Raw genomic sequence first — 12,144 nt, forward strand, 5'->3', positions numbered from 1 at the left:
ATGAACACATCGGAACAAGATCGCTGGTCTCGCGTGAAGGGTCGGCTGCGCACGAGCGTTGGCGAGGACGTCTACACGAGCTGGTTTGCCCGCATGGATCTGGAAGGCGTGCAGGAGGAGAGCGTGCGCCTCTCGGTGCCGACCCGCTTCCTGAAGAGCTGGATCCAGGCGCATTATGCCGAGCGCGTGCTGTCGTGCTGGCAGGCCGAGATGCCGGAAGTGCATCGCATCGATCTCACCGTTCGCTCCGCAGTGCGCCCGGTCGTGCAGCAGAAGGAAGCGCCTGCGCCGGTCGAAACGCGCCGCGCGCCTGCTCCGGAGCTGCGCTCGACGGCGACCGCGCCGGTCTCCGCAAATCACGACGCGCTCGGCGGCTCGCCGCTCGATCCGCGCCTGACCTTTGCAAGCTTCGTGGTCGGCCGCTCCAACACGCTGGCGCATGCGGCGGCACGTCAGGTCGCCGAAGGGCGCCGCGGCGACCCCGTCATGTTCAACCCGCTCTACATCCATGCGGGCGTCGGCCTCGGCAAGACGCATCTGCTCCAGGCCGTGACCTGGGCCGGCAATTCCGGCAACGAGCGCAAGGTGCTGTACCTCACGGCTGAAAAATTCATGTACGGCTTCGTCGCCGCGCTGAAGACGCAGACGGCGCTGGCCTTCAAGGAAGCGCTGCGCGGCATCGACGTGCTGGTGATCGACGATCTCCAATTCCTCCAGGGCAAGTCGACCCAGGCCGAGTTCTGCCACACGCTGAACGCGCTGATCGATGCCGGCCGCCAGGTCGTGATCGCGGCCGACCGTCCGCCGTCGGATCTCGAAAGCCTCGACGATCGCGTGCGTTCGCGCCTCGCCGGCGGCCTCGTGGTCGAGATGGGCTCGCTCGGCGAAGATCTGCGGCACGGCATCCTGAAGTCGCGCGTCGCGGCGGCCCGCACCCATCATGCGACGTTCGAGGTGCCGGAGGAGGTGTTGACCTATCTGGCCCGCGCCATCACCCATAACGGCCGCGATCTCGAAGGCGCGATCAATCGTCTGCTGGCGCACTCGAAACTCAACAACCGGCCGGTGACGCTGGAGATGGCCGAGCACGAGGTGCGCGATCTGATCCGCCCCTCGGAGCCGAAGCGGATCAAGATCGAGGACATCCAGCGCGTGGTGGCGCGGCAGTATAATGTCAGCCGTTCCGACCTCCTGTCCTCGCGCCGCACCGCCAACGTGGTCCGGCCGCGCCAGGTGGCGATGTATCTGGCCAAGACGCTGACCCTGCGCTCGCTGCCGGAAATCGGCCGCCGCTTCGGCGGACGCGACCACACCACGGTGCTGCACGCCGTGCGCAAGATCGAGGCACTGGTCAACAAGGACACCGCGCTGTCCGAGGAGGTCGAGTCGCTGAAGCGCCAGCTTCAGGAATAAACGCCTGAGGCTCCTGCCACTCTCCCGCCGCCCCGGCCATGCCAGGGCGGCGGTCTTCGTTTTGGGCTGTAAATCTTGGGGAACCGCCCCGAATCCCTTGAAACGGATGGCTTTCCGCGCCACCTTGCGCGACCCTGACGGCTTTGGTCATATCGGCTGGATGATCCGGCCGTCCGGGTCTTCGGTGCCGTGGCGCGCGTCCCGCCGCCCGGCTTTTCCAAATTTGTGTTCCTTGGGGATCGGGCGAGTAGTGCAATGAAGGTTACGGTCGAACGCGCGCAACTCCTGAAGTCACTGGGTCATGTCCATCGCGTGGTCGAGCGCCGCAACACGATTCCGATCCTCGGCAACGTGCTGGTCCGCGCCGAGAATGCCAAATTGTCGCTGAAGGCAACCGACCTCGACCTCGAGGTGACGGAGACGCTTGCGGCGGAAACCGCAACCGCCGGCTCCACCACCGTGCCGGCCCACATGTTCTACGACATCGTGCGCAAGCTGCCGGATGGTTCGCAGATCGTGCTGGAGGCCGACGGCGACCGCGCCGTGCTGGCGATCCGCGCCGGCCGTTCGCGCTTCACGCTGCAGACCCTGCCGGAGAACGATTTCCCGGATCTGGCCGCCGGCGACATGTCGCATTCGTTCTCGCTTGCCGCCAAGGACGTCAAGCGGCTGATCGACCGCACCCAGTTCGCGATCTCGACCGAAGAGACGCGCTACTACCTCAACGGCATCTATCTGCACGCCGCCGGCACCGCGAAAGCCGCGACCCTGCGCGGCGTCGCCACCGACGGCCACCGCCTCGCCCAGCTCGACCTGGTGCAGCCCAAGGGCGCCGACGGCATGCCCGGCGTCATCGTGCCGCGCAAGACAGTCGGCGAAGTGCAGCGCCTGATCGAGGACACCGAAGCCGAGATGACGATCGAGCTGTCGCAGGCCAAGATCCGCTTCACCATCGGCAATGTGGTGCTGACCTCGAAACTGATCGACGGCACCTTCCCCGACTATGGCCGCGTGATCCCGCAGGGCAACGACAAGGAACTGGTCGTCGACAAGAAGGATTTCGAGAACGCAGTCGACCGCGTCTCCACCATCTCCAGCGAACGCGGACGCGCGGTGAAGCTGTCGCTGTCGCCGGGCAAGCTGGTGCTGTCGGTCACCAACCCGGATTCCGGCAGCGCGACCGAAGAGCTCGAGGTCGAATACGCCTCCGACGCCCTCGATATCGGCTTCAACTCGCGCTATTTGCTCGACATCGCCGCCCAGATCGAAGGCGACGTCGCCACGCTCAAGCTCGCCGACCCCGGCTCGCCGACCCTGGTCCAGGACCGCGACGACAAGAGCGCGCTGTATGTGCTGATGCCGATGCGGGTGTGAGGGAGGTGCTCCCTCACCGGCGCACTCTGCCTTTAGAACCAAGCGCGATGCGCATTGCTGCGCCCTCTCCCCCTGTGGGAAAGGGCTGCTCCGCAGGAAGATACGCATTCAGTCGGGTGAGGGGTTAGTGCCGCAGGAACCGTCCCATCGGTCGGTCCCCAAACATCTCCGCCAGTTTGCGAAGAACATGCGGCACGAACCGACGGACGCGGAGGCAGCGATGTGGCGTCTGCTCAGGGACCGTCGGCTCTCCACCTACAAGTTTCGTCGGCAAGTCCCATTTAAGAGCTACATTCTCGACTTCGTCTGCTTCGACGCGCGTCTCGTGATCGAGATCGACGGAAGCCAGCATGCTGAATCCCAACGTGACGCCGCTCGCGAAGCCGCACTTTCCGCAGAAGGTTTCTCTGTCGCGCGCTACTGGAATAACGACGTGTTGCAACAATCCGCGGCTGTTTTGGAGGACATCCTTGCAAAGCTTGCCGGGCGGTAACATACCCCTCACCCGTCGCCTCACTGCGTGAGGCGCCACCCTCCCCCACAAGGGGGGAGGGAAAGAACCGCGTCCATAACGAACAACTGATGACCCCCTCCCGCATTCATCGCCTGACGCTGACGCATTTTCGCAATTACCGGGCGGCGGGGCTCGAGACGGCGGCTGACATGGTGGCGCTGGTCGGGCCGAACGGGGCGGGCAAGACCAATTGCATCGAGGCGATCTCGTTCCTGTCACCGGGACGCGGCTTGCGGCGCGCGACGCTGGAAGACGTCGCGGACAACCAGGGCGACGGCTCCTGGGCGGTCTCTGCGCAGGTCGAGGGCGCGCTGGGGCTTGCGACGCTCGGCACCGGCATCGACGCGCCGCGCCCCGACAGTACGGTCAGCCGGCGCTGCCGCATCGACCGCGAGCCGGTCAATTCGGCGACCAGCTTCGGCGACCACATCCGCATGGTGTGGTTGACGCCGGCGATGGACGGGCTGTTCATGGGCGCCGGCTCCGAACGGCGGCGCTTCTTCGACCGCCTGGTGCTCGCGATCGACAACGAGCATTCCAGCCGCATCAACGCGCTCGAACGTTCACTGCGCTCGCGCAACCGCCTGCTCGAGACGCGCAATTACGACGACCATTGGTGTGACGCGATCGAGCGCGAGACCGCCGAGCTTGCTGTCGCGGTCGCGGCGACGCGCGGCCAGACCGCGGCGCGCCTCACCGGCATGCTGAACGCGCGCGCGCAGGCTTCCGCGTTTCCGTCGGCGCAAATCGCGCTCGACGGCTGGATGGAGAATGCGCTGCTGACCGAAACCGCGACGTCGGTCGAGGACCGTTATCGCCAGATCCTGCGCGATAACCGCCCGCGCGACGCCATCGCCGGCCGTACCACCGACGGTCCGCATCTCACCGATCTCCAGGTGATCTATGCACCGAAGAGCATGCCGGCGCGCGATGCCTCGACCGGCGAGCAGAAGGCGCTGCTGATCGGGCTCGTGCTGGCACATGCGACGCTGGTGGCCGAGATGACCGGCATCGTGCCGCTGCTGCTGCTCGACGAGGTCGTCGCGCATCTCGATCCGAACCGCCGCGCGGCGCTGTTCGACGAGCTGCGCAAGCTCGGCGCGCAGGTGTGGCTGACCGGCGCAGACCCGGCCGCCTTCGCCGAGATTGGCGCAGGCGGCGAAGTCTTTGACGTCGAGAGCGGACGAGTCTCCGCCCGTCGCTAGACCTCGCGGTTGAACCCGACGGTTTCCCTTCGCGACTAGCTTTTTGAGGGCGCGGCGATGCGTGTCGCAGCCCGTGCCATCGCGCAACGGATGACGCGCGATATCCCTGGAGAAGCGAGATGCGGACGGTAAGGACCGGGGCGCGAGTCCCGGCACGATGGCTGGCGTTTGCGTGCGGCCTCTTCCTGCTCGCAAGCTGCATGCTCGCGGCGAGCGCGAGCGCCTGGGTGCCGCATCTGTCGCCGCTGTTCTCCGGCGCGCTCACGCCGGATCCCGACACCAAGCTGCCCGCGCCGACCCGTTACAGCTACCGAGGAATTCACACCACTGTCGTGAGCGGCATCGAAGCCCCGCTCCGCACTAGGTTAGAGGCCACCGTGCCCGCCAGGCTCGGCGACGTGCTCGCCTTCTACCGCACCGAGCTTGGAAAGCTCGGCTGGCAGGAAGAGCCGGATGGCGTGCTGATCACCGCCGATCACGCGCAGCTCACCTTCGCCTCCCCGCTCGGGCCGGCGGTGCTGGAGCTCGGCCGCAAGGACAGCAGCACCGTGGTCAATCTCGTGCAGAAGAACTCGGATACGGCGACCAAAGCCAATGTCATGCCCGAACCGGGGCAGGCGAAAATGGTGTTCAGCAATATCGGCGAGAAGGAAGCTGTGCTCACGATCTCCGAGCGGATCATCAGGCGCCCGGGCGGCGCCCACGCGGTGGCGCTGGATCTGCCGCCCGGCAAATATCCCTACGAGCTGAGCGTGCCGGGTCGTCCGGCCTACACCAACAGCCTTACCGTAGCCGCCGGCGATTCCTGGGAGCTCACGGTCGGGCGCGACGGCGAGGCCTGGTCGCCGCTCCAGCTGTATTGAACCTCGCAGGTTCCTGCCGCGACTTCTGGTTTGAGGCCGCGCCGACGGTGTCGCAGCCTGCAAATGCGCGCGACCCCCGACGGAGCGCGAAATCCAGGAGTTTTGACGATGTCGATGATCCCGCGCGGGACGCAAGTCCCGGCCCGCTGGCGGCTGCTTGCATGTGGCCTCGTCCTGATCGCGAGCTGCTCGATCGCGGCGGCCGCTGACGGCGGCGGCGTCGACGTCCACGCGCTGCCGAAGCTGGAGGGCGCGGTGGAAGACAGCTCGCGCCCCGAATCCTGGCGCCTCGAATATCGCATGCCGACGCCGGAGGCCGTGACGGCGCCGGCCGTGAAGAAGCTCCTCAGCGCCGACGGCTGGGTGCCCTATCTGCGGCCGCTGGAGGAAAAGAACACCACGCTGAACTTCAAGAAGGGACGACAGGGCCTTTCGGTCTATCTCACACAGGGTCTCGGCCGTCCCGACCAGTCCATGGTGCATTATTCGAGCGACCGGATCTATTCGAACGTGCCGTTCCCTGACGGCGCGAGCGACATCATGTTCGATGGCACGAGGCCCTATCTCGGCTGCATTGCGCCCAGCGCGCTTGAGGCGACGTCGGATTTCTTTGGCCGCGAGATGGCTGCGATCGGCTGGCAGAAGCTCACGCCGGAAACCGCCGCGCGCTGGACGACCAGCCTGGACGAGACCGTTCCCAATGGTTTTCGCGCGTTCTACGCCCATCCGGACAACGAGGCGACCGGCTTCTACCGGCAGAAGCCGATCATGCTGACGCTGACGCGCCGCGACGACGGCCGCACCAATGTCGACATCCGCGTCGCGCCCTTCGCCCTGCCCGGCGATCTCAAGGCCGACAGCGATCTCGCCGGCCTGCCGCGGCCGAATCCGACCAAGACGGCGAGGGGCCTCGGCAGTGCTGACTCCAACAAGCGCGAGATGTCGGCCGCCGCGATGGCCGAGCTGCCGGCGGTGCTGGCCTTCTATCATCGCGAGCTCGCCGCGCGCGGCTGGCAGGAGGACGGCAGCGCGCCGCTCGCACCCGGCGATGAGGTGGCGATCAAGGTGTCCACGGCCGAGGAAACCGGCGTGCTGCGGCTCGGCCGCAAATATGATTTCACCATGATCAGCCTGAACGTGCAGGTGAAGGAGTCCGCGCTTGCCGCCCGCGCCAGGGCGAAAAAGGAAGCCGATGAGAAGTTCCTCGGCGATGCATTAGGCGCGGCCAAGCAACTCATCGCCGCCGACGAAGCGCGACGCAAGGTGCAGGCGGCCGCGCTGTCCGACGCGCCGCTCAATGCGCTCGCCGACAGCAAGACGCCGGTGCCGCTGCCCGAAACCGCCGAGGGCGTGAAGTTCGAAGGCAGCGACGGCCGGCTCGAATTTTCCTCGACCTCGAGCGTGAAGGCGCTCGGCACCTTCTATCGCGCATCGCTGAAGAATCTTGGCTGGAAGGAACAGCCTTCCGTCATCAACCAACCCAACATGGCGGTGATGGCGTTCTCCAAGGCCGGTAAGTCGATCTCGATGACCGTGATGCAGATGGGTCCGAAGGTGAATGTCAGCGCCAACGGCACCGGCCTGATCGTGGCCGCGGCAAAGCCGGCCGAGACGAAATCGGCAGAAGCCAGGCCGACAGAAGCCAAGGCGACAGAATCCAAGCCGGTGCAGGCGAAATCGACCGAGCCGCTCAAGCCCGATCCCGACTCCGCCCTGCCCGTGCCGACGCAGCGCAGCTCGAGCGGCATCAGCTCGACGAAATTCCCCGGCAGCGACCAGTCGTTCCGCAAGGAGCTCGAAGCCAGCATCCCCGCCGAGCTCTCCGACGTGCTCGCCTTCTATCGCGCCGAGCTGACCAAGCGCGGCTGGCAGGAAAAGGCTGACGGCGCGACCGTCACCGCCGAGCGGGCGGAGCTGGCGTTCACCTCGCCGGAGGGACCGGCCGTGCTGAAGCTCGGCCGTGCCAGGGACGAGACCACGGTCAGCCTGGTGCAGCGGAATCCACAAGCAGCGGCAAAAGCCGACATCATACCGAAAGCCGGACAAGCGAGGGTCATGCTCGGCAATATCGGGCCCAAGGAAGCGTCGCTGACGATCAACCATCAGACCGTCAAGATCGCCGCCGGCGCCGGCGGCCCGCAATCGCCGAAAGGGCCGATGCTCGACCTGCCGCCCGGCAAGTACCAATACGCGCTGCGCATGCCCGGCCAGCCCGCCCGCACCGACACCCTCACCGTTGCCGCCGGCGATGCCTGGGGCCTGCTAGTGGGTCCGACCGGCGAGGTGCTGCCGCTGCAAATGTATTGATCCCGCCTGGGCCTGTAACGGCCAGGTCGAACCCATCAGGTTCACGGGGCGACTAGTCCTCTGGAGGCGGCGACAGTGTCGCAGCCGCTGCATCGCGCGACAATCAAGGCGCGCAACATCCCCGGAGAGTGGGCATGACGACGGTAAGGCGCGGGACGAAAGTCCCGGCACGATGGCGGCTGTTGGTGTGCGGCCTCACTCTTCTTGCGAGCTGCTCGCAGGAGCCGCTGACCGCAGCAGATCCCCACGCCGACATGCCCGTGCCGAAGCGATCCGGCCACACAGGAAGCTTCACCAGCAAGTCCGTGAACGGCATCGAAGCCCCACTCCGACTCGAGCTCAAAGCCACCGTGCGGGCGGACCTCAGCGACGTGCTCGCCTTCTACCGCGTGGAGCTCGGAAAGCGCGGCTGGCAGGAAATGCCTGAAGGCGCGGTGGTGGACGCCGAGCACGCTCAGCTCGCTTTCGCCTCCCCGAAGGGGCCGGCCACCCTGAAGCTTGGCCGCGCGAAGGACGAGACCACCATCAACCTTGTGCAGCGGAATACGGACGCCGCGGCCAAGGCCGATGTCCTGCCGAAGCCCGGACAGGCGCGGCTGATCTTCGGCTTTCTTGCGCCGGACGTCGCCTCGCTCGTGATCAACGACCAAACCATCAAGATCGCGGGTGGCGTCAATCACCCACAAATGCTGGATCTGCCGCCCGGTACATATTCGTACGGGCTGCTGCTGTCGGGCCATCGGGTGCGCTCTGACACCATTACCGTGGCCGCAGGCGAGACCTGGTCCCTCAGGTTGGATAACGACGATAAGAAGTCGGACCAGATCTACTGAACCCGGTGGCCGGTTCCGGGGCGCCGCGGCGCCTCGGAGCGCGCTTCTCCACCCCGCAAAATCCACGCCTTTGAGGACCAAAAACAGGGCCTCGAATCGGGCTTTTTTCAACGCCCGGAATCGGCCTTCAAACGCCTTGAAAACCTGTTAAAAATCCCTATCTGATCAAAGGGTTGCCGGAAGATACTTTGCGCTATGCGCAAGCCCTCTTTCGTGGCACAAATAGCTTTCAAATCAGCGCCTTTTGCGCCGCTGATTCGGGCGACATCTCGAAGGCCTCTCATGACAGAACCTGCTCGGCAGACACCTGCCGAAAACGAGCCCTCAAATCCGAGCGATTACGGGGCGGAATCGATCCGCGTGCTCAAGGGTCTCGATGCCGTCCGCAAGCGTCCGGGCATGTATATCGGCGACACCGACGACGGGTCGGGCCTGCACCACATGGTCTACGAAGTCGTCGACAACGCGATCGACGAGGCCTTGGCGGGTCACGCCTCGCGCGTCGACGTCGTGCTCAATGCCGACAATTCGGTCACCGTGCGCGACGACGGCCGCGGCATTCCGGTCGACATCCACAAGGGCGAAGGCATCTCGGCGGCCGAGGTCATCATGACCCAGCTCCATGCCGGCGGTAAGTTCGACCAGAACTCCTACAAGGTCTCGGGCGGTCTGCACGGCGTCGGCGTCTCCGTCGTCAACGCGCTGTCGAGCAAGCTCGGCTTGCGCATCTGGCGCGACAACAAGGAACATTACATCGAGTTCGCCCATGGCGATGCCGTCGCACCGCTGGTGGTGGTCGGCGACGCGCCGGGCAAGCGCGGCACCGAGGTGACGTTCCTCGCCTCGACCGAAACCTTCAAGAACATCGAATATGATTTCGCGACGCTGGAGCACCGGCTGCGCGAGCTCGCCTTCCTCAATTCCGGCGTCAACATCGCCCTCTCCGACATGCGTCACGCGGTCGAGAAGCGCGAGGAAATGCACTATTCCGGCGGCGTCGAGGAATTCGTCAAATATCTCGACCGCAACAAGAAGGCGATCGTGCCGGCGCCGATCATGGTGCGCGCGGAAGCCAACGGCATCGGCGTCGAGGCCGCGCTGTGGTGGAACGACAGCTACCACGAGAACGTGCTGTGCTTCACCAACAACATCCCGCAGCGCGACGGCGGCACCCATCTGGCCGGTTTCCGCGGCGCGCTGACGCGCCAGGTCAACGGCTATGCCGAGGCCAATGCGAAGAAGGAAAAGATCGCACTGACGGGCGACGACTGCCGCGAAGGCTTGACGGCCGTGCTGTCGGTGAAGGTGCCTGATCCCAAGTTTTCGTCGCAGACCAAGGACAAGCTGGTGTCCTCGGAGGTGCGCCCCGTGGTCGAGAACGTCCTCAACGAGGCGCTCCAGGCCTGGTTTGAGGAGCACCCGAGCGAAGCCAAGATGATCGTCGGCAAGGTGATCCAGGCCGCCGCCGCGCGCGAAGCCGCGCGAAAGGCGCGCGAGCTGACGCGCAAGAGCCCGCTCTCGGTCTCCTCGCTGCCCGGCAAGCTCGCCGACTGCCAGGAAAAGGACCCGGCCAAGTCCGAACTCTTCATCGTCGAGGGTGACTCGGCAGGCGGCAGCGCCAAGCAGGGCCGTAACCGCGAATTCCAGGCCGTCTTGCCGCTCCGCGGCAAGATCTTAAACGTCGAACGCGTCCGCCCCGACAAGATGCTGTCGAGCGAGCAGATCGGCACGCTGATCACCGCGCTCGGCACCGGCATCAGCGACGAGTTCTCGGTCGAGAAGCTGCGCTATCACAAGATCATCGTGATGACGGACGCCGACGTCGACGGCGCTCACATCCGCACGCTGCTGCTCACCTTCTTCTACCGGCAGATGCGCGACATCATCGACGGCGGCTATCTCTATATCGCCCAGCCGCCGCTCTATAAGGTTTCGCGCGGCAAGTCCGAGCAATATCTAAAGGACGAGCGGGCGCTGGAAGACTATCTGATCGACGCCGGCCTCGACGATTGCGTCTTCATTCCCGGCACCGGCGGCGACCGCACCGGCCGCGATCTGCGTGCGCTGGTCGACGACGCCCGCGTGGTCCGCAGCATCCTGCGCAACCTGCACAGCCGCTATAACCGCAAGGTCGTCGAGCAGGCCGCCATCACCGGCGTGCTGAACAAGTCGGTCTACGGCAATCCCGAGAACGCCACGGCCGCGGCGCAGTACATCGCAACCCGGCTGGACAACCAGGCCGAGGAGGTCGAGCGCGGCTGGATCGGGCAATACGTGGAAGGCCAGGGTTTCCAGTTCGAGCGCACCGTGCGCGGCGTCAAGGAAGCTGCCGTCATCGACGATGCGTTCCTGGGGTCCGCCGAGGCGCGCAAGCTCGACGAGTACACGACGAAGCTTCAGGACGTCTATGCCCGCTCCGGCAAGCTGCGGCGGAAGGACAGCGAGCACATGGTCCACGGACCGGTCGACCTGTTCGAGGCCGTCACCGAGTCCGGCCGCAAGGGCATCTCGCTGCAGCGCTACAAAGGTCTCGGCGAGATGAACCCCGAGCAGCTCTGGGAGACGACGCTCGACACCGACGTGCGCTCGCTGCTCCAGGTGAAGGTCAAGGAGGTCGACGAGGCCGACGACATCTTCACCAAGCTGATGGGCGACGTGGTCGAGCCGCGCCGCGACTTCATCCAGGAAAACTCGCTCAGCGCGACGATCGATATCTGAGGTGGTCGCGTAAGCGGAGATTGGCGGGCGATCCCGCTGCGGCCATCCTTCGAGACGCCCGCTTTGCGGGCTCCTCAGGATGCGGTCTGGCTTCGCGGGGAAGGTCCTAAACTCTCATGGTGAGGAGCGTCGCTTGCGGCGTCCCTGAACCTCACCACCCGCGCTCGCGACGAAGTGGCATGAACCCGTTGGGCCAATTCCGGCCGGGAAGCGTCGCGCCATGACCGCCTCTGCAACCACCAGTTCCGCCGTGCCGTCCCGCCGGCTCGGCATCATCGGCAGCATTGTCGGTGTGCTGGCGCTGATGGCGGCGGTGTTGCCGCACTGGGTTGTGCCGATGGTGTTTCCGCCGCCGCCGGCGGACCAGGTCATCGTCGACACCGGACATCGCATCAAGGACCGCGTCATCGCGCGGGTGAAGGGCGTGGAATATCAGGCGCCGAAGGTCGAGAAATCGGCCGGACGAAGCTGGAGCGAAACGGCCTCCGTCACCGCGATTTCGCTCGGCCTGCTCGCCATCCTGCTCTCGGTCCTCTCGCTGATCTTCCGGGAGGAACGGCTCCTCGCTGCTGTCGCCGCCACGCTCGGCACCGGCGCCATCGCGATTGAGATCTCCTTCGTCATGATCGGCGCGCTGATCCTGATCGCGCTCCTCTATGTGGTGGGGAATATCATCGGCCTGCTCTGACGGCTGCTCGCCACACGCACCACCCTCATCCTGAGGAGCCCGCGACAGCGGGCGTCTCGAAGGATGGCCACGGCGAGCGCCGGGCCCTTCATGGTTCGAGACGCGCGTTCCGCGCTCCCCACCATGAGGGACTTACGGTCACTTCCTGGCCTGCGAACGGCCCTGAACCACGGCCGCCGCAATTGCTACCGCGCTCAAATCTCTGTAGTTTCCGCCCGAAACAGCCCGC

9 protein-coding genes are annotated in these 12,144 nt (G+C 65.7%); all 9 read left to right on the top strand.

What is annotated here, in order from left to right; all coding sequences use genetic code 11:
* On the top strand, positions 1-1,413 hold a 1,413-nt coding region (gene dnaA / locus NLM25_RS00005), incomplete at its 5' end, for a chromosomal replication initiator protein DnaA (protein WP_254114617.1).
* 255 nt (positions 1,414-1,668) lie between these two features.
* Positions 1,669-2,787 carry a DNA polymerase III subunit beta gene (dnaN, locus tag NLM25_RS00010; RefSeq protein WP_254135580.1) on the top strand — a complete coding sequence of 373 codons (1,119 nt, stop codon included), beginning with the start codon at positions 1,669-1,671 and terminating at the stop codon, positions 2,785-2,787.
* A 127-nt stretch (positions 2,788-2,914) separates the two neighbouring features.
* Positions 2,915-3,280 carry an endonuclease domain-containing protein gene (locus NLM25_RS00015; protein WP_254135581.1) on the top strand — a complete coding sequence of 122 codons (366 nt, stop codon included), beginning with the start codon at positions 2,915-2,917 and terminating at the stop codon, positions 3,278-3,280.
* Positions 3,281-3,369: 89 nt separating this feature from the next.
* Positions 3,370-4,506: a DNA replication/repair protein RecF gene (gene recF / locus NLM25_RS00020; protein WP_254135582.1), complete on the top strand. Its 1,137-nt coding sequence runs from the start codon at positions 3,370-3,372 to the stop codon at positions 4,504-4,506.
* 119 nt (positions 4,507-4,625) lie between these two features.
* The gene (locus tag NLM25_RS00025; RefSeq protein WP_254135583.1) at positions 4,626-5,369 is read left to right on the top strand and encodes a hypothetical protein; all 744 of its coding nucleotides are present in this window, start codon (positions 4,626-4,628) and stop codon (positions 5,367-5,369) included.
* 108 nt (positions 5,370-5,477) lie between these two features.
* The gene (locus tag NLM25_RS00030) at positions 5,478-7,676 is read left to right on the top strand and encodes a hypothetical protein (protein ID WP_254135584.1); all 2,199 of its coding nucleotides are present in this window, start codon (positions 5,478-5,480) and stop codon (positions 7,674-7,676) included.
* 134 nt (positions 7,677-7,810) lie between these two features.
* Complete coding sequence (locus NLM25_RS00035; RefSeq protein ID WP_254135585.1) at positions 7,811-8,509, top strand: hypothetical protein; 699 nt, start codon at positions 7,811-7,813, stop codon at positions 8,507-8,509.
* Positions 8,510-8,791: 282 nt separating this feature from the next.
* Positions 8,792-11,227: a DNA topoisomerase (ATP-hydrolyzing) subunit B gene (gyrB, locus tag NLM25_RS00040; protein WP_254135586.1), complete on the top strand. Its 2,436-nt coding sequence runs from the start codon at positions 8,792-8,794 to the stop codon at positions 11,225-11,227.
* Positions 11,228-11,447: 220 nt separating this feature from the next.
* Entirely contained in the window at positions 11,448-11,915 is a 468-nt protein-coding gene (locus NLM25_RS00045) for a hypothetical protein (protein ID WP_254135587.1), read from the top strand.
* The last annotated feature ends 229 nt before the right edge of the window (positions 11,916-12,144 follow it).

Origin of the sequence: Bradyrhizobium sp. CCGB01 (genome assembly GCF_024199795.1) — a bacterium.
Classification (GTDB): Bacteria; Pseudomonadota; Alphaproteobacteria; order Rhizobiales; family Xanthobacteraceae; genus Bradyrhizobium.